This is a genomic window from Streptomyces sp. NPDC107498 (assembly GCF_055582805.1).
In genome coordinates this window covers 183,385-206,945 of sequence record NZ_JBVJPE010000013.1, presented here as the reverse complement: position 1 = coordinate 206,945, position 23,561 = coordinate 183,385, and the positions used below count along the sequence as shown (strand labels likewise).

The 23,561-nt window shown below is 73.9% G+C and carries 22 protein-coding genes; 12 read left to right on the top strand and 10 right to left on the bottom strand.

The window, feature by feature from the left end:
- Positions 1-15: 15 nt before the first annotated feature.
- Complete coding sequence (locus ACZ66Z_RS23590; protein WP_469936971.1) at positions 16-3,360, bottom strand: AfsR/SARP family transcriptional regulator; 3,345 nt, start codon at positions 3,358-3,360, stop codon at positions 16-18.
- Positions 3,361-3,844: 484 nt separating this feature from the next.
- Here ACZ66Z_RS23590 and ACZ66Z_RS23585 point away from each other — a divergent pair, with 484 nt between their 5' ends.
- Positions 3,845-4,639 (top strand): site-2 protease family protein, encoded by a 795-nt coding sequence (locus ACZ66Z_RS23585; protein WP_469936969.1) that lies wholly within the window; start codon positions 3,845-3,847, stop codon positions 4,637-4,639.
- Between the two features lie 7 nt (positions 4,640-4,646).
- Here ACZ66Z_RS23585 and ACZ66Z_RS23580 read toward each other — a convergent pair whose 3' ends face one another.
- Both ACZ66Z_RS23580 and npdG read right to left on the bottom strand, forming a co-directional pair.
- Complete coding sequence (locus tag ACZ66Z_RS23580) at positions 4,647-4,832, bottom strand: hypothetical protein (protein ID WP_469936967.1); 186 nt, start codon at positions 4,830-4,832, stop codon at positions 4,647-4,649.
- Positions 4,833-4,912: 80 nt separating this feature from the next.
- Complete coding sequence (npdG, locus tag ACZ66Z_RS23575) at positions 4,913-5,611, bottom strand: NADPH-dependent F420 reductase (protein WP_469936965.1); 699 nt, start codon at positions 5,609-5,611, stop codon at positions 4,913-4,915.
- Between the two features lie 106 nt (positions 5,612-5,717).
- Between npdG and ACZ66Z_RS23570 the strand changes: the two genes are divergently transcribed.
- Both ACZ66Z_RS23570 and ACZ66Z_RS23565 read left to right on the top strand, forming a co-directional pair.
- Positions 5,718-6,323, top strand: a complete 606-nt coding sequence (locus tag ACZ66Z_RS23570; RefSeq protein ID WP_469936963.1) for a hypothetical protein — start codon at positions 5,718-5,720, stop codon at positions 6,321-6,323.
- 134 nt (positions 6,324-6,457) lie between these two features.
- Positions 6,458-7,762 carry an MFS transporter gene (locus tag ACZ66Z_RS23565; protein WP_469936961.1) on the top strand — a complete coding sequence of 435 codons (1,305 nt, stop codon included), beginning with the start codon at positions 6,458-6,460 and terminating at the stop codon, positions 7,760-7,762.
- Positions 7,763-7,792: 30 nt separating this feature from the next.
- Here ACZ66Z_RS23565 and ACZ66Z_RS23560 read toward each other — a convergent pair whose 3' ends face one another.
- Positions 7,793-8,026, bottom strand: coding sequence for a hypothetical protein (locus ACZ66Z_RS23560; protein WP_469936959.1), 234 nt, complete (start codon positions 8,024-8,026; stop codon positions 7,793-7,795).
- Between the two features lie 61 nt (positions 8,027-8,087).
- On the opposite strand from ACZ66Z_RS23560, the gene map reads away from it, so the two are divergent.
- Together map and ACZ66Z_RS23550 are read left to right on the top strand one after the other, a co-directional pair.
- A complete protein-coding gene (gene map, locus ACZ66Z_RS23555; RefSeq protein WP_469936957.1) occupies positions 8,088-8,945 on the top strand; it encodes a type I methionyl aminopeptidase in 858 nt (285 codons plus the stop codon).
- Between the two features lie 111 nt (positions 8,946-9,056).
- On the top strand, positions 9,057-9,707 hold the full coding sequence (locus ACZ66Z_RS23550) for a biliverdin-producing heme oxygenase (protein ID WP_469936955.1): 651 nt from the start codon (positions 9,057-9,059) through the stop codon (positions 9,705-9,707).
- Positions 9,708-9,772: 65 nt separating this feature from the next.
- On the opposite strand, the gene ACZ66Z_RS23545 is transcribed toward ACZ66Z_RS23550, so the two are convergent.
- On the bottom strand, positions 9,773-10,441 hold the full coding sequence (locus tag ACZ66Z_RS23545; protein WP_469936954.1) for a PhzF family phenazine biosynthesis protein: 669 nt from the start codon (positions 10,439-10,441) through the stop codon (positions 9,773-9,775).
- Positions 10,442-10,707: 266 nt separating this feature from the next.
- On the opposite strand from ACZ66Z_RS23545, the gene efeO reads away from it, so the two are divergent.
- The 4 genes from efeO to ACZ66Z_RS23525 are packed head-to-tail and all read left to right on the top strand — an operon-like array spanning position 10,708 to position 15,020.
- Positions 10,708-11,862, top strand: a complete 1,155-nt coding sequence (gene efeO, locus ACZ66Z_RS23540; protein WP_469936953.1) for an iron uptake system protein EfeO — start codon at positions 10,708-10,710, stop codon at positions 11,860-11,862.
- 13 nt (positions 11,863-11,875) lie between these two features.
- Positions 11,876-13,138: an iron uptake transporter deferrochelatase/peroxidase subunit gene (gene efeB, locus ACZ66Z_RS23535; RefSeq protein WP_469936952.1), complete on the top strand. Its 1,263-nt coding sequence runs from the start codon at positions 11,876-11,878 to the stop codon at positions 13,136-13,138.
- A gap of 18 nt (positions 13,139-13,156) precedes the next feature.
- Positions 13,157-14,026: an iron uptake transporter permease EfeU gene (efeU, locus tag ACZ66Z_RS23530; protein WP_469936950.1), complete on the top strand. Its 870-nt coding sequence runs from the start codon at positions 13,157-13,159 to the stop codon at positions 14,024-14,026.
- On the top strand, positions 13,995-15,020 hold the full coding sequence (locus ACZ66Z_RS23525; protein WP_469936948.1) for an SCO2278 family lipoprotein: 1,026 nt from the start codon (positions 13,995-13,997) through the stop codon (positions 15,018-15,020). The genes efeU and ACZ66Z_RS23525 overlap by 32 nt, the downstream gene beginning before the upstream one ends.
- 111 nt (positions 15,021-15,131) lie before the next feature.
- On the opposite strand, the gene ACZ66Z_RS23520 is transcribed toward ACZ66Z_RS23525, so the two are convergent.
- Both ACZ66Z_RS23520 and ACZ66Z_RS23515 read right to left on the bottom strand, forming a co-directional pair.
- On the bottom strand, positions 15,132-15,911 hold the full coding sequence (locus ACZ66Z_RS23520) for a bifunctional DNA primase/polymerase (RefSeq protein WP_469936946.1): 780 nt from the start codon (positions 15,909-15,911) through the stop codon (positions 15,132-15,134).
- A 126-nt stretch (positions 15,912-16,037) separates the two neighbouring features.
- Positions 16,038-16,670 carry a TetR/AcrR family transcriptional regulator gene (locus ACZ66Z_RS23515; RefSeq protein ID WP_469936944.1) on the bottom strand — a complete coding sequence of 211 codons (633 nt, stop codon included), beginning with the start codon at positions 16,668-16,670 and terminating at the stop codon, positions 16,038-16,040.
- Positions 16,671-16,823: 153 nt separating this feature from the next.
- Here ACZ66Z_RS23515 and ddaH point away from each other — a divergent pair, with 153 nt between their 5' ends.
- On the top strand, positions 16,824-17,654 hold the full coding sequence (gene ddaH, locus ACZ66Z_RS23510) for a dimethylargininase (RefSeq protein WP_469936942.1): 831 nt from the start codon (positions 16,824-16,826) through the stop codon (positions 17,652-17,654).
- Positions 17,655-17,663: 9 nt separating this feature from the next.
- On the opposite strand, the gene ACZ66Z_RS23505 is transcribed toward ddaH, so the two are convergent.
- Positions 17,664-18,647 carry a small ribosomal subunit Rsm22 family protein gene (locus ACZ66Z_RS23505; protein ID WP_469936940.1) on the bottom strand — a complete coding sequence of 328 codons (984 nt, stop codon included), beginning with the start codon at positions 18,645-18,647 and terminating at the stop codon, positions 17,664-17,666.
- 9 nt (positions 18,648-18,656) lie between these two features.
- Entirely contained in the window at positions 18,657-19,943 is a 1,287-nt protein-coding gene (locus tag ACZ66Z_RS23500) for a Bcr/CflA family multidrug efflux MFS transporter (protein ID WP_469937011.1), read from the bottom strand.
- 74 nt (positions 19,944-20,017) lie between these two features.
- On the opposite strand from ACZ66Z_RS23500, the gene ACZ66Z_RS23495 reads away from it, so the two are divergent.
- Entirely contained in the window at positions 20,018-21,025 is a 1,008-nt protein-coding gene (locus ACZ66Z_RS23495; RefSeq protein WP_469936938.1) for a Gfo/Idh/MocA family protein, read from the top strand.
- On the opposite strand, the gene ACZ66Z_RS23490 is transcribed toward ACZ66Z_RS23495, so the two are convergent.
- On the bottom strand, positions 21,012-22,640 hold the full coding sequence (locus ACZ66Z_RS23490; protein WP_469936936.1) for an alkaline phosphatase D family protein: 1,629 nt from the start codon (positions 22,638-22,640) through the stop codon (positions 21,012-21,014). The two genes, ACZ66Z_RS23495 and ACZ66Z_RS23490, sit on opposite strands and share 14 nt — an antisense overlap.
- Before the next feature lie 102 nt (positions 22,641-22,742).
- Here ACZ66Z_RS23490 and ACZ66Z_RS23485 point away from each other — a divergent pair, with 102 nt between their 5' ends.
- Positions 22,743-23,519, top strand: a complete 777-nt coding sequence (locus ACZ66Z_RS23485; protein WP_469936934.1) for an SDR family oxidoreductase — start codon at positions 22,743-22,745, stop codon at positions 23,517-23,519.
- The last annotated feature ends 42 nt before the right edge of the window (positions 23,520-23,561 follow it).

Below are 23,561 nucleotides of genomic sequence, written 5' to 3'. Positions count from 1 at the left end.
GTCCCGACCGGGGGATCATGACTCGGCGCGCTCACTGATCGCGTCGGCGGCGCGACCGAGCAGGGCGGCGGCCTCCTCCTTGGAGAGGCCGCCGCCCTCCGCGTACGCCGCCTCGAACTCCCCGTCCCCGAGCGCCGACCGGCACAGCTCCGTCGCCCGCGCCAGGTTCTCCCGCTCCATCGGCGGCGGCAGGTGCCCCGGCGGCAGCAGCCCCTCGTACCCGCCGAGCAGGACCGCGGCGGTACGGGCACGGGGGCCGCCGAACCCGGCGAGCGCCCAGGCCGCGGTGATCAGGTGGATCGCCGGCATCTGCGGGGCGACCATCAGCGACAGGCCGCCGAGGGAGCGCTCGTACGCCTGCCGGGACAGCCCGAACGCCGTGTCGTACCGCTCCTCCAGGTTGTGCACCCAGGCCAGGCTGCCGAGCGCGAAGCCCTCGAAGATGGAGAACGTCTCGGAGCCGAACAGGCTGTCCGAGCGGAACTCCTCCAGCAGTCCCTCCAGTTGCTCGCGCGCCTCGGCCGTCCGGCCGGTCCGGCCTAGCAGCAGCCCCAGGAAGATCCGCCCGGCCAGCATCGGCTCGTGGCCGCGTCCGTGCTCGCCCTCCACCACCTGGCGCAGGATCCGCTCCCCCTCCTCGCCGCGGCCGGTCTCGATCAGCATGTCGGCGTAGCGGGCGCGCAGCAGGGCCATCTGGGACTGGGCGCCGATCCGCTCCGCGTACGCGATGGCGTCGGCGAAGTCCTGTGCCGCGCCCTCGAACTCGAGCCGCCGCTCCCGGGCCTCGGCGCGCGAGGACAGCGCCTCGGCCGCGCCCCAGGCGTCCCCGAGGCGGACGAAGATCTCCAGGCTCTCCTCCGCGTCGGCGCTCGCCCGCTCGGCCAGGTCGCCCCGGTTGGCCAGCATGTTGGCGCGCAGCTGGAGGGCGTGCGCGAGCTCCCACTCGTCGCCGTGGCGGCGGCAGGCGTCGACGTGCGCCTCCAGGGCCTCGCCCATGCGGCCCGGTTCGCCCATGAGGAGGACCGCGAAGACCGTGAAGGAGCCGGGCAGCCGGCACGTCTGCGGAAGCCCCGGCGGATAGATCGCGTTGATCCGCCGCAGCCGCTCGACACCGGCGGGGGTCATCCAGCGGCCCGTCTCGTAGTCCATGTTGATCAGCTCGATCAGCCGCACCCCGCGCCGGGCCTCCCAGCGCTGCTCCTCGGAGAGCGGCGGAGGCGCGGCGGTGCACGGCTCGTGCAGCGGTACGACGGGGGCGGCGGGCGTCCCGAACGGGTCGGGGCCGAGCGCGGCGGCGGACTCCGCCCAGTACAGGGCGTCGGCGCGCAGGTCGCGCATCTGCCAGTACCAGAGCAGGGAGTGGACGAGGACCAGCGCCTCGTCCTCCTCCCGGGCGTCGACGGCCCGGCGCAGGGCGGTGCGGATGTTCCCGTACTCGGTGCCGAACCGGGCGATGGCCCCGGCCTGCCCGGAACCGCGCAGCTCCGGGTCGGTACGGCGGGCGAGCTCGCGGTAGTGCGTGAGGTGCCGGCGCTCGGTGCCGGTTCGCTCCCCCGCCTCGTCGAGCCGCTCCCCGGCGTACTCGGCGACGGTCTCCAGGAGCCGGAACCGCATGCCGGCCTCACCGGGCGCGGCGACGACGAGCGACTTGTCGACGAGGGCGCCGAGGAGGTCGAGGACGGGGGGCTCGTACGCGTGGGGGTCAGCGGCGTGGGGTTCGGCGGCATGGGGCTCGGCGGCGTGGGGTTCGCCCGCGCAGACGGCCTCCGCCGCCTCCAGGTCGCAGCCGCCCGTGAAGACCGAGAGCCTGCGCAGGACGGCCCGTTCGGCCCCGTCCAGGAGGTCCCAGGACCAGTCGACGACCGCCCGCAGGGTCTGCTGCCGGGGCAGCACCGTCCGGGCGCCCGACGTCAGCAGCCGGAAGCGGTCGTCGAGCCGGTCCGCGATCTGACGCAGGGACAGCATCCGCAACCGGGCCGCCGCCAGTTCGATGGCCAGCGGCAGGCCGTCGAGGCGCCGCACGACCTCGTCCGCGGCGGCCGGGTCGTCCTCGACGCGGAAGCCCGGGCGGACCGCGGCGCCGCGCTCCCCGAGCAGCCGCAGGGCCATCCCGGTCGGCAACGGGCCGAGGGGGCGGAGCGTCTCCCCCGGGACCCCGAGCGGCTCGCGGCTCGTCGCGAGCACCCGGAGCTCGGGGCAGCGCGCGAGCAGCGCCTCGGCCAGTTCGGCGACGGCGCCGACGAGGTGCTCGCAGTTGTCCAGGAGGAGCAGCATCCGGCGTCCGGCGCAGTGCTCGACGAGCCGGGCGAGCGGGTCGCCGCCGCCCCGCAACTCCTCGGCTCCCGCGCCGCGGAGCACGGTCTCGCGGGCGCCGACGGCCGCGAGGACCGCCTCGGGCACGGCCTCGGGGTCCCGCACGGGGGCGAGTTCCACCACCCAGACGCCGTCCGGCCAGTCCTCGTTCCCCCGCTCGGCCGCCTCCTGCGAGAGCCGGGTCTTCCCGGCGCCTCCGGGGCCGAGCAGCGTCACGAGCCGCGCGCCGCGCAGGTCGTCCCTGACCAGGGCGATCTCCTCGTCGCGGCCGACGAAGCTGGTGAGCCGCGCGCGCAGGTTGCCCCGGAGGGGGACACGCGCGGGTTCCGGGGCCAGCAGCTCGGCGTGGAGGGCGCGCAGGGCGGGCGACGGGTCCGTGCCCAGACCGGTGGCGAGGGCACGGCGGACCGACTCGTACGCGGCGAGGGCCTCGGCCGCCCGGCCGGTGTCCCGCAGGGCGCGGATCCGGAGGGCCTGGAGGGGTTCGTCGAGGGGGTGGGCGGCGCAGAGGGCGGTGAGTTCGGGGAGGGCGGCCGCGGCGCCGTCGAGCGCGAGGGCGGCGTCGAGCCTCGCCCGGCGGGCGTCGAGCCGACGGGCCTCCCAGCGGGCGGCCTCCGCGTCCCGGTCCGGCAGGTCGGCGAGGGCCGGCCCGCGCCAGAGCCCGAGGGCCTCGTCGAGGAGGGCGGCGGCGCGTGCGGGGTCGGCCGCGCCGAGCGCGGCCAGGCCCTCGGCGGCGAGGCCCTCGAAGCGGCGGGCGTCCACGTCCTCTGGCCGGGCGTCGAGCCGGTAGCCGCCCCCGGCGGAGACCACCCGGTCCCGGCCGAGGGCCCTGCGGAGCCGCCCGACGAGGGCCTGGAGCGCGGCGGGTGCGTCGGCGGGCGGCTCGTCGCCGTGCCACACCTCGTCGACGAGGTCGGGCACGGCGACGATCCGGCCGGCCCGCAGGGCGAGGACGGTGAGCAGCGCACGGACCCGGGGGCCGCCGATGGGCACGTCGGTGCCGTCGGGCGTGCGGGCGAGGGTCGGACCGAGGACGGAGTAACGCACGGACCCCATTCTCCGCGAACCCACCCCCCACTCCCCCGCGGGGACCGCACCCGGCGGGGCGGTGCGTTTCAGCGCCCCACCGGGCGGGCGCGCGCCTCGCGGGGTGGTGCCCCCCACCCCCTGCCCGTGTGGGCAATCGTCCCGCTGGGCGGGACGGGTGGGCACACGGGACGGCGCCCTCCAGCGGCGCCTCCGCGTTCCGCGCCTGGACCCGCACCACGAAGTGCGGCACACACCGTGGTGCGGGTCAGGGCAACGGGAGCCTCGGGCGCCGGCAAGGGGCGCCGTTCCGTTGTGCCCACCCGTTCCGCCCCAGCGGAACAGTTGCCCACAACGGGGGGTGGGTGGGCGCAGCCCACAACGGGGGCCGGCGGGCCCAGCCCGCAGCGGGGTGGGCGCCGTCTCGGTGGGCGGGGGTGGAACTCCCGTCAGGGACCGGTACGTTTCACCGGCAGCAGTCCTTCGTCCCCTGGGAGCCCCCGCGATGACCACGGCCACCACCCGGCACCACGAGCGGCGGATCAGCCCCGTCTTCCTGGCGATCCTCGCCGTCACGGCCGTCACCGGGTGGGCGGTGTGGACGGGTTTCGCCGCCTCGCCCGGCCTCGCGGTGTTCCTCTTCGTGACCTCGGCGTGGGTCGTGTCGCTCTGTCTGCACGAGTACGCGCACGCCCGGACCGCCCTGCACGGCGGGGACATCACGGTGGGCGCGAAGGGCTATCTGACCCTGAACCCGCTCGCGTACACGCACGCCGTGCTGAGCGTCGTCCTGCCGGTGCTGTTCGTGATCATGGGCGGGATCGGTCTGCCGGGCGGCGCGGTCTTCATCGAGCAGGGCCGGATCAGGGGCCGCTGGAAGCACAGCCTGGTCTCGGCGGCGGGCCCCCTGGCCAATGTGCTCTTCGCGCTCGTCTGCACGGCGCCGTTCTGGCTGGGCGCGCTCGACGGCGTGCCGCCCGTCTTCCGATTCGCGCTGGCGTTCCTGGCGTTCCTCCAGGTCACGGCCGCGCTCCTGAACCTCCTGCCGGTGCCGGGGCTCGACGGGTACGGCGTGGTGGAGCCCTGGCTGTCGTACAGGGTGAAGCGGCAGATCGAGCCGTACGCGCCGTACGGCTTCTTCGTCGTGATCGCGCTGCTGTTCGTGCCGGCGGTCAACGACGCCTTCTTCGACGCGATCGACGCCCTGATGCGTGCGCTCGGGGTGCCGGAGCTCAGCCGGTACTGCGGGTCGCAGCTGTTCCGGTTCTGGGAGGAGGCCCCGGAGTTCTGCCGGGCCTAGACCCCGGTCAGCCCCGGGTCGCCGCGGCCTTCTCGGCCTTCGCACGGCGGAGGTAGTACCAGGCCATGTTGGACGAGAGGCCGGCGAGGAGGACCCAGACGACGCCGAGGAAGCTGCCCTGGACGAAGGAGACGACGGCCGCGGTGACGGCGAGGGCGCAGACCACGAGGGCGTAGAGGGCGAGGCGGGGCATGGGGTCGGCTCCTGTCGGGCGGATACGGCTGATGGTGCCCGTCCAGTGTCCCCCATGCCCCGAAGGGTCCGGTCTCCGGCTCAGACGTCGGTGACCCGCAGCCCCGCGTGGGCCTTGTAGCGGCGGTTGACGGAGATCAGGTTGGCGACGAGCGACTCGACCTGGTGGGCGTTGCGCAGCCGTCCGGCGAAGACGCCGCGCATGCCGGCGATGCGGCCGGCGAGGGCCTGGACGATCTCGACGTCGGCGCGCTCCTCGCCGAGGACCATGACGTCCGTGTCGATCTCCTCGATGGAGGTGTCCTTGAGGAGGACGGCGGAGAGGTGGTGGAAGGCGGCGGCGACCCGGGAGTCCGGGAGGAGCGCGGCGGCCTGCTCGGCGGCGGAGCCCTCCTCGGGCTTGAGGGCGTAGGCGCCCTTCTTGTCGAAGCCGAGGGGGTTGACGCAGTCCACGACGAGCTTGCCGCGGAGCTCCTCGCGCAGCGACTCCAGGGTCTTGGCGTGGCCGTCCCACGGCACGGCGACGATGACGACGTCGCTGCGGCGGGCGGTCTCGGCGTTGTCGGCGCCCTCGACGCCGTGGCCGATCTCCGCCGCCACGTCCTGCGCGCGTTCGGCGGCGCGGGAGCCGATGATCACCTTCTGGCCGGCCCTGGCGAGCCGGTAGGCGAGGCCGCGGCCCTGGTCGCCGGTGCCGCCGAGGACGCCGACGACGAGACCGGAGACGTCGGGGAGGTCCCACGGGTCCTTGGGGGCGGGCTTGCTGTCACTCGTAGTCATGGCCCCGACATTACCGACCGGTCGGGGTCGCGGGACCTCTCCCGTACGGGTGGAACCGCCGCGACCGGGCCGCACGGGGGGCCGGGCTGGGGCAGGATGCGGCCCCATGGATGCCGTACGGGTCGCGTTGCTGCGGGAAGTGCTCGCCGGGACGGAGTGGCCGGCGGCGGCCCGCCGGTTCGCGGGCGCGCTCCGGTCGTCGGTGGTGCCGCACCGGGGCGGGCTGCTCCTGGTGGGCACGGAGGAGTACGAGCCCTGGCACCTGGCGGCGCATCTGGTCGACGAGTCCGTCTGGTCGGGGCTGCCGGAGCTGGCGCCGACGCTCGTGCGGCACCGGGTGCGGCCGGGTGCGCCGGCGCACCTGGCGGTCGGGCTGGGGCGTCTGGAGGCTGCGGGGCGCGGGGCGACGCTGCTGATGGTGGCGCCGGGGCGGCCGGACGCGGGGCTGCTCCAGCGGGTGCACGACGCCCGGCGGGCGGGAGCGACGGTGCTGTCGCTGGACGGGGGCGACGAGGAGGTCCGGGGGCTCGCGCACGAGGCGCTGACGGTGGCGGAGGGGGCGGAGGTGGACCTGGACACGGTGCAGCACCTGGTGAGCGCGGCGGCCGGGGAGAACAGCCTTCCGGCGGCACCGCGTGGCGGCCGCCGCTTCCGCGACCGGCTCTCGGCCCTCGCGGACCGCCTGACGGCCCCACCACCGCCCCGCTGGTAGGCCCCGGGCCCCCGCACCCCGCCTCGCGACAGGCCCGGGAACCCGCACCCCACCCCGTCGGCGGACCCCCGGGGCTCCTCCGGTCGTCGTAATTCGGTTGTCCCCGGCGTCCGGCGGACGGAGCATGGCCTCTCGTGTCCTCCCCCTTCGCCAAGCTCACCGCCCTGCTGCCCGACACGGCGCCCTGGCGTTCGTCCCGCGACTTCCGGCTCCTGTGGGTGCAGGGGCTCGTCACGTACTTCGGCAGCGCGACGGCGATGATCGCCCTGCCGCTGCAGATCAAGGAGCTGACGGGCTCGCCGCTGGCGGTCGGCGCGATGGGCGCGGTCGAGCTGGTGCCGCTGGTGGTGTTCGGCCTGTACGGCGGGGCGCTCGCGGACGCGGTCGACCGGCGCAAGGTGATCCTCTGGACGGAGGCGGGGCTCGGGCTGATCGCCGTGCTCCTGCTGCTCAACGCGCTGCTCCGGGAGCCGCTGCTCTGGCCGCTGTACGTGGTGGCGGCCGGGGTGTCGGCGCTCGCGGGGCTCCAGCGACCGGCGCTCGACTCGCTGCTCGCCCGGATCGTGCCGCACGAGCAGCAGACGGCGGCGGCCGCGCTGAACTCGCTGCGCTGGCAGATCGGCTCGATCGCGGGCCCGGCGGTCGCGGGCCTGGTGGTGGCGTACGCGGGTCACGCGCCCGCGTACGGGGTGACCGTCGGCTGTTTCGCGGTCTCGGTCCTGATGTGCCGCCGGCTCTCCCCCGCGCCGGCCGCGCACGACGCGGAGAAGCCCTCGCTGCGGGGTATCGCGGAGGGCGCGCGGTACGCCTGGTCGCGGCCGGTGCTGCTCGGCACGTACGTGATCGACCTGGCGGCGATGTTCTTCGCCTTCCCGAACACGATCTTCCCGTTCCTCGCGGACGAGCTGGACGCGGACTGGTCGCTGGGCCTGATGTACGCGGCGGGTTCGGTCGGCTCGCTGGTCCTCGGCCTGACCAGCGGCTGGACCTCGAAGGTGCGGCGGCACGGGCTGCTCGTGGCCGGGGGCGCGGCCGGCTGGGGTCTGGCGATCGCGGCGGCCGGCTGGTTCGGGAGCGTCTGGCCGGTGCTGCTCTGCCTGGCCTTCGCGGGCGCCGGCGACATGCTGAGCGGTCTGGGCCGCTCCACCATCTGGAACCAGACGATCCCGGAGGAGCTGCGCGGCCGGCTCGCCGGCATCGAGGTGCTCTCCTACAGCGTGGGCCCGCAGCTGGGCCAGGTGCGGGCGGGCGCGGCGGCCGGCTGGACCGGCACCCGGGCGGCCGTCTGGACGGGCGGCGCGGCGTGCGTGGCCTCGGTGGGGCTGCTCTGCCTGGCGCTGCCGAAGCTCCTCGCGTACGACTCCGCGACGGACGAGGACGCGCTGCGCCGGAAGGCCCAGCGGGAGGCCCTCCGGGAGGAGGCGGCCGGGACCGTCTGACGGGTCCCGGCCGCCTCCTCCGCGGGGGTGCTACTCCTCCGGCGTCCGGTCCTTCCCGGCGCCGTCGTGCCAGCGGGGGTCGGTCTCCCACTCCAGGTTCCGGTCGTGGGCGGTCTCCATGGCGTGGGAGGCCTCCTCACGGCTGGTGTACGGGCCGAAGCGGTTCTTCGCCGGGCACTCGGGGCCCTCCTCGACCTTCTTGTGTTCCAGGCAGTAGTACCACTCGCCCGGTTTGCCCGTGGTGCGCTTCTTGAACAGGGCCATCGTCTTCGGCTCCTTCCTTCGGGACCATGCTGCCCCAGACCCGGTCGTTAGACTCGCTGGCATGTCTGGCCAGTCGCTTCTCGTACCGGGGGAACTCTCCCCCCATCGCTCCGTTCCGGGCTCCATCCGCCGCCCCGAGTACGTCGGGAAGCCCGCACCGGCCCCGTACACCGGGCCCGAGGTGCAGGATTCCGACACCATCGAGCGGATGCGGATCGCCGGCCGCATCGCCGCGCAGGCGATGGAGGAGGCCGCCCAGCACATCGCCCCGGGCGTCACCACCGACGAGCTCGACCGGGTCGCGCACGAGTACATGTGCGACCACGGCGCCTATCCGTCCACGCTGGGCTACCGCGGCTTCCCGAAGTCGCTGTGCGCCTCGGTCAACGAGGTCATCTGCCACGGGATCCCGGACTCCACCGTCCTGCGGGACGGCGACATCGTGAACCTGGACGTCACCGCGTACATCAACGGCGTCCACGGCGACAACAACGCCACGTACCTCTGCGGCGACGTCGACGAGGAGTCGCGGCTGCTCGTGGAGCGCACCCGGGAGTCCCTCGCCCGGGCGATCAAGGCGGTGAAGCCGGGCCGCCAGATCAACATCATCGGGCGGGTCATCGAGTCGTACGCCAAGCGCTTCGGCTACGGGGTCGTGCGCGACTTCACCGGGCACGGCATCAACTCGTCGTTCCACTCCGGCCTGATCGTGCCGCACTACGACTCGCCCCACCACACCACCGAGATCAAGACCGGCATGACGTTCACGATCGAGCCGATGCTGACGCTCGGGACGCACGACTACGACATGTGGGACGACGGCTGGACCGTGGTGACCAAGGACCGGAAGCGGACCGCGCAGTTCGAGCACACGCTGGTGGTCACCGAGAGCGGGGCGGAGATCCTCACGTTGCCCTGAGGACCGGAACGGGTAGCGTCTTACCGACAGGACGTCGGGAACCGGTCGACCGGACGGCCGATCCGTCGGCGCCGTCGCTGGTTCCCGTCCCATCGGTCCCGGAGGCACGCCTTGGACACGCCCTTCTCCACACTGATCCGTACGGCTTCGCACGAGCGGCACACGGAGGCGGAGACGTCGTCCTTCATGGGCGCCCTGCTGGGCGGACGGCTGGGCGTCGACGCGTACGCGCGCTACACCGAGCAGCTCTGGTTCGTGTACCGGGCCCTGGAGGAGGGCGCGGAGGCGCTCCGCGAGGACCCGGTCGCCGGGCCCTTCGTGCGGGCCGAGCTCTTCCGCACGGCAGCCCTGGAGCGGGACCTCGCCCATCTGCGCGGGCCCGGCTGGCGCGCCGGCGTCTCCCCGCTGCCCGCCACCGCCGCGTACGCCGGACGGGTCGCCGAGTGCGCCCGCGACTGGCCCGCCGGCTATGTGGCCCACCACTACACGCGCTACCTGGGCGACCTGTCGGGCGGTCAGATCATCCGCGACAGGGCGGAGCGGACGTGGGGCTTCGACCGCAAGGGCGACGGCGTCCGCTTCTACGTCTTCGAGGAGATCCCCAACCCGGCGGCGTTCAAGCGGGCGTACCGGGAGCTGCTCGACGGGGTGGACGCCGACGACCTGGAGAAGCAGCGGATCGTCGACGAGTGCAAGCGCGCCTTCGACTTCAACACCGCGGTCTTCCGGGAGCTGGGCGGGGAGTACTCCCTCAGCGCGTGAGGCGGCCCGGGAGCCGCGTGGTGCGGCCCGGGAGCCGCGTGGTGCGGCCCGGGCCCCGGAGTCGCCTAGAGCGTGAGCGCCCCCTCCAGGAGGACCCGGCCGCCCAGCTCCACGATGCCGTCGGGACCGGGGGCGGTGAGGAGCTGGGAGCCGCGGCCCTGCGTGATGTTCAGGGCCCGCCCCAGCTCCGCCGTGAGGAGCAGGGCGGCCGCGCCGGTCGCCTCGTCCTCGTCGATGCCGTCCCCGCGCCCCGGGAAGCCGCGCGCCCGGATCCGGCCCGCGGCCTCCTCCTCCCAGGCCCAGGCGTAGATCCACTCCCCCGGTTCGGGCACCTCCAGGGCGTCTACCTCGGCGACGGAGCCGTACCGGCGCAGGGTGCGGGGCGGCGCCCACTCGGCGCGCGCCTCGATCCAGGTGAACTCGCCGTCGCCGCGCACCCACACCTCGCCGACGGGCGGGTGGACGACCTCCAGGTCGAGCAGCCAGGCGGCGCCGACGAGCGGGTGTCCGGCGAAGGGCAGCCGCAGGCCCGGCGTGTAGATGTCGACGATCCCGCGCTCCGGGTCGTCCACGAAGACCGTCTCGCTGAAGCCGAGCTCCTTGGCGAGCGCCTGTCGGGAGGACTCGTCGGGATGGGTGCGGGCGTCCCGCACGACCCCGAGGCGGTTGCCGTGCCGGCCGTCGCCCGCACAGAAGACCCGGAGGACGTCGATGTCAGTGGCGGTCGTGTTCATGACCGAATTCAACCACCGGTCGGGCGTCCGCAGAGGCGCGTCGCCGTTTCCCCACCGCCCTACCGGGGCGTAACCGGAACCAGGACAATCCACCCTCCTTGACCCTCCCTTGACCAATCCATGAGGGCTTCATGAAGGCCCCGTGACCCCGCCGTGTCCGATACGCCCGGTCTGAGAGCTGAATCACTGGACGTGCGGGGCTTGCTCAGGTAAGCCTCGGTTAAGTTAGGTCCGCCTCAGTCCGTCCCCGCGTTCCTGGAGTCCTCATGCGAGCCGTCCGCCTCTCCGTCGTCACCGCCGCCGCGACCGCGGCGGCTCTGACCGCCGTCACGGGCTGCGCCGAGAAAAGCGACTCCAAGGCGGGCGACGACGCGATCACCGTCGTCGCCAAGGACGACTCCTGCGAGGTCTCGAAGAAGGAGTTCCCGGCCGGGCACGTGAAGCTGGCCGTCGAGAACCGCGGCTCCAAGATCACCGAGGTCTACGTCCTCTTCCCGGACGACCGGATCGTCACCGAGCGCGAGAACATCGGCCCCGGCACCAAGGCCACCGTCACCGCCGAGATCAAGGCCGGCGACTACGCCATCGCCTGCAAGCCCGGCATGAAGGGCGACGGCATCCGCCAGTCGGTCAAGGCCACCGGCGGCAAGACCGCCGCCAAGCGCTCCCCGGAGATGGACGCCGCCGTCGCCTCCTACCGCCAGTACGTCCAGGCGCAGGCCGACGCGACCCTCCCCAAGGTGAAGGCCTTCACCGACGCCGTCCGCGCCGGTGACGTCGAGGCCGCGAAGAAGGCCTACGCCGAGTCCCGCATCGGCTGGGAGCGCACCGAGCCGGTCGCCGAGTCCTTCGGCGACATCGACCCCAAGGTCGACGTCCGCGAGGACGGCCTGGAGGACGGCCAGGACCCGGCGAAGGACTGGACCGGCTGGCACCGCCTGGAGAAGGCCCTCTGGCAGGACAAGAAGGTCGGCGACCGCGAGAAGCAGCTCGCCGACCTCCTCGACGAGGACCTCGCGGACTGGCAGAAGCGCGTCGGCAAGGCCGACATCACCCCGACCTCCATGGCCAACGGCGCCAAGGAGCTCCTGGACGAGGTCGCCAGCGGCAAGGTCACCGGCGAGGAGGAGCGCTACTCCCACACCGACCTCGTCGACTTCAAGGCGAACGTCGAGGGCGCGCAGAAGTCCTTCGAGCTGCTCAAGCCGGTCGCCGCGAAGAACGACCCCAAGCTCGTCGCCGAACTCGACAAGCAGTTCGCCGCGCTGAACACGCTGCTCGACGAGTACCGCACGGACAAGAACGCCTACGTCTTCACCTCGTACGACAAGGTCGGCAAGACCGAGCGCAAGGAGCTCTCCGACGGCGTCAACGCGCTGGCCGAGCCGCTCTCCAAGCTCGCCGCCGCGGTCGTGAAGTAGCAGGGGGCCCACCATGACCGACGAGACCACCGCCACGGACCGGGCCGCCGCGCCCTCCCGTCGCAAGGTGATCGGCTGGGGCGGGGCCGGGCTCGCGCTCGGTGCCGCCGCGGCCGGCGGCGCCGTCGCCCTGACCCGGGACGGCGACGCCACCGCGCCGGTCGCCGACGGCGGCGGGGCCGTGCCCTTCCACGGCCCGCACCAGGCCGGCATCGCCACCCCCGTGCAGGACCGGCTGCACTTCGCCTCCTTCGACGTGAAGACGAAGGACCGCGACGAGCTGGTCCAGCTCCTCAAGGACTGGACGCGGGCCGCCGAGCGGATGACCACCGGCGCCGAGGTCGGCGAGGGCGCCTACGGCGGCCTGCCGGAGGCCCCGCCGGACGACACGGGCGAGGCCCTGGGCCTCAGGCCCTCCCGCCTCACCCTCACGATCGGCTTCGGTCCCTCCCTGTTCGACGGGCGCTTCGGGCTGAAGGACAGGCGTCCCGCGGCCCTGGTGGAGCTGCCCAGGTTCCCGGGCGACAACCTGGATCCGGCGCGCAGCGGCGGCGACATCTGCGTGCAGGCCTGCGCGGACGACCCGCAGGTCGCCGTGCACGCCATCCGCAACCTCGCGCGGATCGGCTTCGGCAAGGTCGCGGTGCGCTGGTCGCAGCTGGGCTTCGGCAAGACGTCCTCGACGACCCCGGACGCCCAGACCCCGCGCAACCTCTTCGGCTTCAAGGACGGCACCCGCAACATCGCGGGCACCGAGACCGAGCGGCTCGCGAAGCACGTGTGGGTCTCCGGCAAGGACGCCGAGGGCGCCGCCGCCTGGATGGACGGCGGCTCGTACCTGGTCGCCCGGCGCATCCGGATGAACGTCGAGACCTGGGACCGCACCCCGCTCGCCGAGCAGGAGGACGTCTTCGGCCGCGACAAGCGCGAGGGCGCCCCGGTCGGCAAGGCCAAGGAGCACGACGAGCCGTTCCTGAAGGCGATGAAGCCGGACTCGCACGTCCGGCTGGCCCACCCGGACAGCAACCACGGGGCGACGCTGCTGCGCCGCGGCTACTCCTTCACGGACGGCACGGACGGCCTCGGCCGACTGGAGGCGGGCCTGTTCTTCCTGGCGTACCAGAAGGACGTCCGTACCGGCTTCGTCCCGGTGCAGACCTCGCTGGCGACCGACGCCCTCAACGAATACATCCAGCACGTGGGTTCGGCGCTGTTCGCGATCCCGCCGGGCGTCCGGGACAAGGACGACTGGTGGGGCCGGGCGCTGTTCTCGTGATCGAGGAGGGAGACCGACGTGTTCGGTAACTATCTGATCGGCCTGCGCGAGGGCCTGGAAGCCAGTCTGGTCGTCTGCATCCTCATCGCGTACCTGGTGAAGACCGGGCGCCGGGACGCGCTGAAGCCGATCTGGATCGGCATCGGCGTGGCCGTCGGCGTCGCCCTGGCCTTCGGCGCCGGGCTGGAGTTCGGCTCCCAGGAGCTGACCTTCGAGGCGCAGGAGGCGCTCGGCGGCTCGTTGTCGGTCCTCGCCGTCGGCCTGGTGACCTGGATGGTCTTCTGGATGCGGCGCACCGCCCGGCACCTGAAGGCCGAGCTGCACGGCAAGCTGGACGCGGCCCTCCAGATGGGCACCGGCGCGCTGGTCGCCACCGCCTTCCTGGCGGTGGGCCGCGAGGGCCTGGAGACGGCGCTCTTCGTGTGGGCGTCGGTACGGGCCTCCTCCGACGGTTCGTACGCGCCGCTGGCCGGCGTCGTCCTCGGCCTGCTCACGGCCGTCCTCCTCGGCTGGCTGTTCTACCGGGGCGCGCTGAGGATCAACCTGGCGAAGTTCTTCACCTGGACCGGCGGGATGCTGGTCGTGGTGGCGGCGGGCGTGCTCGCGTACGGCGTGCACGACCTCCAGGAGGCCCGCTTCATCGGCGGCCTCGCGGACAAGGCCTTCGACATCTCGACGACGATCCCGCCGGACAGCTGGTACGGCACGCTCCTCAAGGGCGTCCTCAACTTCCAGCCGGACCCGACGGTCCTTCAGGTCACGGTGTGGGCGCTGTATCTGATCCCGACCCTCGCGCTGTTCCTGGCCCCGATAGGGTCGGGTCCGTCCGTGCGGGTGAAGAAGCAGAAGGCGACCGATGAGAAGGCTGAGGCTGAGGCGAGCGCTTGAGCGGCGGTCGCCCTCCATGGACCGCCGGCCGGCGAGGTTCCTCGCGGCGACGGCGGCGGCGACCGTCCTGTCGCTGACGGCGGGCGGCTGCGTGACCGTCCACGGCGAGCTGGCGCTGCTGCCGCCGGCCACGAGGGCCGAGGCGGCGCAGGCCCTCGCGGACTTCACGACGGCCTACAACAAGGCCGACAAGGCCTACGACCCGGCCCTGGACGCGGGCCGGGTCACCGGCCCGCTCGGGGAGGTCAACCAGGCGGGCCTGCGCGCCCGGTCGATCAACACCCCGGGCGGCAACCCGGACCACAAGCCCCTCGCGCTGACCGACGCGCGGTTCGTGCTGCCCCGGAAGGCGGGCTGGCCGCGCTGGTTCGTGGCGGACACCGCGTCCAACCGGGCCTCCGGCGACCAGCGCTGGCTCCTGGTCTTCGTGCGCAACGGGCCGGACCAGCTGTGGGAGGTCGCCTACCTCACGATCCTCCCCCGGGCCGACGTGCCCGAGTTCGCCGAGGAGGAGGGGTACGCGGTGCCGGTCGCGGCGGACAGCGACGCGCTCGCGGTGGCGCCCGAGGACCTCGGCAGGGAGTACGTGTCGTTCCTGAAGGACGGGGCGCCGGGGCCGTTCGCGCCGGGCGCGCACACCACGCAGTGGCGGGCGCAGCGGCAGAAGGCCGCCAAGCGGCCGGGCATGGCCACCCAGTACCTCGACCGGGTCACGGACCAGGGGGACTTCGCGCCGCTCGGGCTGCGGACCCGGGACGGCGGCGCGCTGGTCTTCTTCGCGACGCGGTACTTCGAGAGGCAGACGACGGCGAAGGGCTACCGGCCGAAGGTCGGCGCCGACACCAAGGCGCTGCTGACCGGCGAGATCGAGAACACGGTCACCCGGGAGTGGGTGTCGAGCCAGGCGGCCCTGGTGAAGCCGGCGGGCACGGACCGGAACGGGGTCACGGTCGCGAGCCGGCTCCAGGGCGTGGTGGGCGCGGAGGGCTCGTAGCCCTCCTCCCCTCCTGTGCGGGGGCCGACGGCCCGGCGGGTCGGCGGGCGACCGCTCAGCGGGCCGGCGGACCGACGGCTCAGCGGGTCAGCGGGTCAGCGGGTCAGCGGGTCAGCGGGTCAGCGGCCAGGCGATCTCGTGGGCCGTGTGCTCCCCGTCCCCGTCCGCCTCGCGCTCGGCCACGTGGCGGGCGCAGGCGTCCTGGAGGGTCTCCAGGAGGTTCAGCGGGTCGGGCAGCGGGTGCTCGGGGCCGCGGAGCCAGGCGACGACCGGGTGGGCGTCCTCGTCACCGGGCAGCCGGGCCGGCGGTACGAGGACGTAGCTGCCGCGGCAGTGCCAGCGCAGCCCCGGGTGCTCGTCCATCGTCTCGGGGTGGCAGTCCAGCTCGCACGGCCACCACTCGTCCTCGTCCTCGGGGGTGCCGCGGGTGGCGGTGAAGAAGAGCATCCGCCCGCCGACCGTGTCGACGTCGGCGGACTCGGCGACGGGGCCGACCTCGACGCCCTCGGCGAGGAGGCGCTCCAGGGCGGCGCGGCCGGCGGCCAGCGGGACGTCGAGGACGTCGTGGACCATGCCGGTGGCGGTGACGAAGTTCGCCTCGGGCTCGTTGCGGGCCCAGCGCTCGATCTGCGCGCGGTCGGTGGTCGACTGCGTCTGCCAGGCGAAGGAGACGGGGTGCCGGGCGGGGGTGGGACAGCCGATCCGCTCACAGGAGCAGCTGTAGCCCACGGGGTACGCGGCGGGGGCGAGGGGCAGCCCGGCGGCGGCGGCGGCCAGGAGCAGCTTCTCGCGGTCGCTCTCGTCGTCGGCCGCGGTGCGTTTGGGGCGCCTGCGCAGCCATTGTGCGAGCCTGCTCTCCGTGCCGCGGTAGCGGCCGATGCCGTCGCCCATCTATCCCCTCACACCTCATGCTCGCCCGTTCGGCTCTGCCCATGGTCCCACCATCCTGCGCCCCGGGTGACCGGAGTGCGGAACCGGGGTGCCCCCCGGGCTCCTGGAGCGGGGGCCGGGAGGGGGTCAGGCGCGGGGCGCGAGGCCGCTCAGGGCGAGGTCGACGAGGGTGTCGGCGTAGGCGTGGGTGAGCGGCAGGGTGCGGTGGATCCAGCGGTGGTGGAGCGGTCCGACGAGGAGTTCGACGGCGACGCGGGGGTCCACCCCGGGGTCGATGTCGCCCTTGGCCCGGGCGGCCTCGATGCGGCGGACGTAGTACTGGAGCTGGGGTTCGAGCAGGGCCTCGGTGAAGCGGGCGCCGAGCTCGGGGTCGACGACGCCCTCGGCGGCGAGGGCGCGGGTGGGGCCGTCGAAGGCGGGGTCGGTCATCTCGTCGACGGTGGCGCGCAGCACGAGCTTGAGGTCGGCGGCGAGGTCCCCGGTGTCGGGGATCTCACTGTCGGCGGTGCCCCCGAGGGCTTCGTTGGCCCGGGCGGCGAGGTCGAGGAAGGCGTCCAGGAGGACGGCCGCCTTGGAGGGCCACCAGCGGTAGATGGTCTGCTTGCCGACGCCGGCGCGGGCGGCGATGCCCTCGATGGTGGTCTTCGCGTACCCGGTCTCGGAGACGAGGGCGAGGGCGGCGTCGAAGATGGCGCGGCGGGAGCGCTCGCTGCGGCGGGAGGCGTCGGGGGCGGCCTTGGCGGGGCGGGTCTCGGACATGGCCCCAATCTAGCAGTGGGCGAGACGATACGTCTCGCCGCTCGAACGGGTCCGAACCACCCGAACGGTCCACAGCGCGGAGCCCGTCGAGGGCGGACCATGGGGTCCACCGATCACCGGCCGCTTCGGCCGCCCGTCCGTGAGGAGCCCTCCTTGCGCCCCACTCCGCGCACGCCCTCGCCCCGCCGTTATCTGATGTGCCCACCCACGCACTTCACGGTGACGTACTCCATCAACCCCTGGATGGACCCCACGAAACCGGTCGACCTGCCGCTCGCCCTCGCCCAGTGGGAGGACCTGCGCGACCGCTACCGCTCGCTCGGCCACACCGTGGAGCTCCTGGAGCCCGACCCGGCGCTGCCGGACATGGTCTTCGCGGCGAACGGCGCGACGGTCGTCGGGGGCCGGGTCCTCGGCGCGAAGTTCGCCCACCCGGAGCGGGCCCGCGAGGCCGACGCCCACGTGTCCTGGTTCCGCAGGAACGGTTGGGCGGACGACGCCGTGCGCGTGCCGGAGCACGTGAACGAGGGCGAGGGCGACTTCGCCGTCACCGCCTCCTGGATCCTCGCCGGCCGCGGCTTCCGCTCCAGCCCGCTCTCCCACGACGAGGCGCAGGAGTTCTTCGGCCGCCCGGTGATCGGCCTGGAGCTGGTGGACCCGCGCTACTACCACCTGGACACGGCGCTGTGCGTCCTGGACGACGCCCGGGACGAGGTCATGTACCACCCGGACGCCTTCTCCCCCGGCAGCCGCGCGGTGCTCGCCCGGCTCTTCCCGGACGCCCTGATCGCGACGGGCGAGGACGCGGCGGCCCTCGGGCTCAACGCGGTGAGCGACGGCCGCCACGTGCTGCTGCCGCAGGCGGCGGTGGGCCTCTTCGAGCCGCTCCGCGCCCGGGGCTTCGAGCCCGTCGGCATGGACCTGGGCGAGCTCCTCAAGGGCGGCGGCAGCGTGAAGTGCTGCACCCAGGAGCTGCGCCCCTAGGGCCCGTCCCTAGTTCTCGTCCTCCGGCGGCCAGGAGTCGCCCCACTCCGCGTCCCGGGCCTGCTTGTACAGGGGCCCGTGGCGCTTGGTGACGGTCTCGCGGGCGAGTCCGTCGGGGCCGCACAGTTCGAGGAGGACGAGGCCCTTGCGGATCTGCGGCCTGCGGATGACGCGGGAGGCCGCGGGGGCCACGGGGGCGCGCACGGCCGCCACGTACGCGTACTTCTCGTCCTCGTACGGCAGCGACCCGCCCTTCACCTGCCGGTGGAGCGAGGAGCGGCTCACCCGGGCGGAGAAGTGGCACCAGTCCGTGCCGGGCACGATCGGGCAGGCCCCGCTGTGCGGACAGGGCGCGGCGACGGTGAAGCCGGCCTCGATCAGCAGGGTGCGGGCCGCGATGATCCGCTCGTAGCCGTCGGGCGTGCCGGGCTCGACGATCACCACGGCCCGCGCGACGCGGGCCGCCTCGGCGACGAGCGCCGTCCGGTCGGCCCCGGTCAGCTCCTTGAGGACGTACGAGACGGTGACGAGGTCCGTGTCGGCGAGGCTCAGGGCGGAGCCGATCCGCTCGCGCCGCCACTCCGCGTCCAGGACGCCGTCGGCCAGCTCGCGGCCGAGCGCGAGGGCGGGCTCCGCCCAGTCGAGCACGGTGGTGCGCGGCGGCTCCTCCGCCCAGGCCTCGGCGACGGCCCAGCTCGCCGCGCCCGTGCCGCCGCCGACGTCGGTGTGGGTGCGCGGCGCCCAGTCGGGCGCGGCCTCGCGGAGGGCGTCGAGGACGCCCCGTACCGCTTCGAAGGTCGCCGGCATGCGGTACGCGGCGTACGCGGCGACGTCGGAGCGGTCGCGCAGCACGGGGGCGTCCGTCGGGGTGGTGCCCCGGTAGTTGGCGATCAGCCGCTCGACGGCCTGCACGGCCCGGTTGGGCGGCAGCCCGGCGAGGAGCCCGGCGAGGGCGGCGCGCAGGGAGTCGGAGGAGGGAGCTGAGGCGTTCACCGAGACAGTCTAGGCGGGCCCGTCGGTCCGGGCTTCCGTCGTGCGCCAGGGGCGGCACAGGCCCAGGAAGCAGGCCAGGGCCAGGACGGCGCAGCCGAGCTGGACGACCGCCATGGGGACGGCGGTGTGCTCGCCCGCGATGCCGACGAGCGGCGAGGCGACGGCGCCGACGAGGAAGGAGGAGGTGCCGAGGAGGGCGGAGGCGGAGCCGGCGGCGTGCGGGGTGCGCATGAGGGCCTGGGCGTTGGTGTTGGGCATGGCCAGGCCCATCGCGGACATCAGGACGAAGAGTCCGGCGGCGATCGGGGCGAGGCCGACCTCCCCGAGGACGCCGCAGGTCATGAGGGTCAGGGCGACGGCCGCGAGCAGGATGAGGCCGAGGCCGCAGCCGAGCGCCTTGTCGAGGCTGACGCGGCCGACGAGGAGCTTGCCGTTGACCTGGCCGACGGCGACGAGTCCGACCGAGTTGAGGCCGAAGAGCAGGCTGAAGGTCTGCGGCGAGGCCCCGTAGATCTCCTGGACGACGAACGGGGAGGCGCTGATGTACGCGAAGAGGGCGGCGAAGGCGAGGCCGCCGGTCAGCATGTAGCCGGTGAAGACCCGGTCGGCGAGGAGCCCCCGCATGGTGCGCAGGGCCTGTCCGACCCCGCCCTCGTGCCGGCGCTCGGGGGGCAGCGTCTCGTGGAGGAAGCGCCAGACGACGAGGGTGAGCAGGACGCCGATCGCGGTGAGGACGTGGAAGACGCCCCGCCAGTCGGTGAGCCGGAGGATCTGGCCGCCGATGAGGGGGGCGATGATCGGGGCGACGCCGGAGATCAGCATCAGGGTGGAGAAGAAGCGGGCCATCTCGACGCCGTCGTACAGGTCGCGGACGACGGCGCGGGCGATGACGATGCCGGCGGCGCCGGCGAGGCCCTGGAGGAGCCGGAAGCCGATGAGGAGTTCGGCGGTGGGCGCGAGGGCGCAGACGGCGGTGGCGAGGACGTACACGGCCATGCCGATGAGCAGCGGGCGCCGGCGTCCCCACTTGTCGCTCATGGGGCCGACGACGAGCTGGCCGAGGGCCATGCCGGCGAGGCAGGCGGTGAGGGTGAGCTGCACGGTGGCGGCGGGGGCCCGCAGCGCGCCGGTGACCTCCGGGAGCGCCGGGAGGTACATGTCCATGGAGAGCGGGGGGAGGGCGGTGAGTCCGCCCAGGACGAGGGTGACGAGGAGCCCCGTCCGCCGGGCGGCGGTGACGACCGGGGTGGCTTCGGTTATGTGCCCTTGTGTTGTCTTCTGGCCGCTCTCCGGCATCGACTGCTCCATTTCGTTGAATCCTTGTCTATGCTCTCAGCTCGATCGGCATGGTCGAGACCTGTGGGGTGGGGATGGACGCGAACGGGACGGTGCGCTGGGGAATCCTGGCGACGGGCGGCATAGCGGAACGGTTCACCACGGACCTGATGACGCTCGACGGCGCGGAGGTCGTCGCGGTGGCGTCCCGCGCGGAGGCGTCGGCGAGGGCCTTCGCCGACCGGTTCGGGATTCCGCGGGCGTACGGGGAATGGGCCGGGCTCCTCGCCGACGAGGACGTCGACGTGGTGTACGTGGCGACCCCGCATCACGCGCACCGGGCGGCGGCCGGCCTCGCCCTGGAGGCGGGGAAGGCGGTGCTCTGCGAGAAGGCCCTCACGCTCAACGCCCGCGAGGCGGAGGAACTCGTCACGCTCTCCCGGGACCGCGGCCTCTTCCTGATGGAGGCCATGTGGATGTACTGCAACCCGCTGGTCCGGCGGATCGCCGGGCTCGTGCGCGACGGCGCGATCGGCGAGGTCCGCACCGTCCAGGCCGACTTCGGGATCGCGGGCCCCTTCGACGCCGGCCACCGGCTGCGGGACCCGGCGACGGGCGGCGGGGCGCTGCTCGACCTGGGCGTGTACCCGGTGTCGTTCGCGCAGCTGCTGCTCGGCGAACCGTCCACGGTCCACGCGCACGCGCGGATCTCGCCGGAGGGCGTCGACCTGAACACGGGCATGCTGCTCGGCTGGGACTCGGGCGCCTCGGCCCTGCTGTCCTGCTCGCTGGAGGCGGACACCCCGCTGACGGCCTCGGTGACGGGCACGGAGGGCCGGATCGACGTCCCGCGCGCCTTCTTCTCCCCCGGGCGGTTCACGCTGCTGCGCAACGGCGCGGAGCCGGAGGAGTACGCGGGCGAGGACGATCCGCACTCCCTGCGGCACGAGGCGGCGGAGGTGATGCGCTGCCTGCGCGCCGGCGAGACGGAGTCCCCGCTCGTCCCCCTGGACGGCTCGCTCGCGGTGATGCGGACGCTCGACGCGGTACGGGACCACATCGGCGTCCGCTACCCCTCCGAGCTCGTGGCTACGCGGGCGTGAGGCCCGGGTCGCCCGCCTCCGTGACGTAGGAGGCGGCGGTGGTGACGGGGGCGCCCGGCCGGGTCACGTACGGGACCGTGCGGAAGTCGGCGCGGGCGCTCTCCTCGCCGAGCTCGACGGTGACGTAGCCGCGGCGCCCGTTGAAGAACCGCAGGTGCGGGTTGGCCTGCAGGAGCTTGGCGTAGTTCGAGGGCCGGTCGGCGCCGTCCTTGCCGCTGGTGATCGAGGTGGCGACGATCTCGGTGCCGAGGGTCCGGGAGTCCGGGTCGCGGAAGTCGGCCTTGATGTCGAGCCCGTAGCCGACGTGGACGTCGCCGGTCAGCACCATCAGGTTCTCGACGCCGGCGGCCTCGGCCCCCGCGAGGATCCGCTGCCGGGAGGCCGGGTAGCCGTCCCAGGAGTCCATGGACAGCTTGAAGTCGGCGGTGGAGCGGTCGCGGCGCTCGGAGAACACCACCTGCTGCGGCAGCACGTTCCAGCGGGCCCCGGAGGCGCGCCAGCCGTCGAGCAGCCAGCGCTCCTGGGCGGCGCCGGTCAGGGTGCGGGCCGGATCCTCGGACTCGGGGCCCGGGACCTGCCAGCCGTCCCCGTACGCCTGGTCGGAGCGGTACTGGCGGGTGTCGAGGATGTCGAACTGGGCGAGCCGCCCGAAGCGCAGCCGTCGGTACAGCCTCATGTCGGGGCCCTCGGGCAGCTGGGGGCGGCGCAGGGGCTGGTGCTCCCAATAGGCGCGGTAGGCGGCGGCGCGGCGGAGCAGGAACTCCTCCGGCGGGACGCCGTTCTCGGGGGTGTCGCCCGCGTAGTTGTTCTCGGTCTCGTGGTCGTCCCAGGTGACGACGAAGGGGTGGGCGGCGTGCGCGGCGCGCAGGTCGGGGTCGGACTTGTAGAGCGCGTAGCGGAGCCGGTAGTCCTCCAGCGTGAGCGTCTCCCGGTCGAACAGGTCGGGCAGCCGGCGGTCGGTGTGGGCGCGGGCGCCGCCGGTGGAGTTCACCGCGTACTCGTACAGGTAGTCGCCGAGGTGGAAGACGACGTCGACGTCCTCCTGGGCGAGGTGGCCGTAGGCCGTGAAGTACCCGTCGTGGTAGGCCTGGCAGGAGACGGCGGCGATCTTGAGGGCGGTGTTCCGGGCTCCGGGGGCGGGGGCGGTGCGGGTCCGGCCCACCGGGCTGACCCAGTCGCCGACCCGGAAGCGGTAGAAGAACACGCGGTCGGGGTCGAGGTGCTCGACCTCCACGTGGACGCCGTGCCGGAACTCGGGGTGCGCGATCGCCAGGCCGCGCCGGACGATCCGGGCGAAGCGCTCGTCGCGGGCGAGCTCCCAGTGCACGGAGACCCGGCCGGCGGGCAGCCCGCCGTCGGGCTCGAAGGGGCGGGGCGCGAGCCGCGTCCACAGGAGCACGGAGCCGGGCAGCGGGTCGCCCGAGGCCACGCCCAGGGTGAACGGGTCCTCCGTGACGCGCCGGGCGTCCAGTTCGGCGGCGGCCGCGGCGCCGGCCGCGGGCAGCTGGGTCGCGAAGGCGAGCGCGGCGGCCGCGCCGGTGACGGTGAGGAACCGGCGGCGCCCGAAGTGGCGCGCGGCCGCGCGGAGTTCCTCGGAATGCTGTACGTGGGTCATGTGCCCCTCCCCAGACGGATGCTGTCCGCCCGTCATTCGAAGGGGAGGGAACGACCTCTCATTGTCGAGTACAGAACATCCACGTGTCGGACGGATGAGTTCATGGGGCACGCGTCTCGCGTACGCTGCGCGCCCATGAGCATCGCAGTGGTGACGGGTGCCGGTTCGGGCATCGGGCGGAGCGTGGCGCTGGCCCTCGCGGCGGCCGGCTGGTCGGTGGCCCTCGCGGGCCGCAGGGCCGGGGCCCTGGAGGAGACGGCGGCGGCCCTCCCGACGGGCGACTTCCTGACCGTTCCGACGGACGTGACCTCCGAGGGGGAGGTGACGGCCCTCTTCGCTTCCGTACGGGACCACTGGGGCCGGGTCGACCTGCTCTTCAACAACGCCGGTACGTTCGCGGGCGGCGGCGTCCCCGTCGAGGACCTGGACCCGGCGACCTGGCGCGCGGTCGTCGACGTGAACCTGACGGGCGCGTTCCTCTGCGCCCAGGCGGCCTTCCGGACCATGAAGGAGCAGGACCCGCAGGGGGGCCGGATCATCAACAACGGCTCGATCTCCGCGCACGTGCCGCGCCCGCACTCGATCGCGTACACGGCGACGAAGCACGCGATGACGGGCCTGACGAAGTCCCTGTCCCTCGACGGACGGCCGTACCGGATCGCCTGCGGTCAGCTCGACATCGGCAACGCGGCGACGGAGATGACGGCCCGCATGCAGACCGGCATCCTCCAGGCCAACGGCGAGTCGGCGGTGGAGCCGGTGATGGACGCGGCGGACGTGGCGGCGACGGTGGTGCACATGGCGGGACTGCCGCTGGAGGCGAACGTGCAGTTCGCGACGGTGATGGCGACGGCGATGCCGTACATCGGGCGGGGCTGAGACCCCCCGCACCGCACGTCGGCCGGGGGCGGGGCCCCCGGC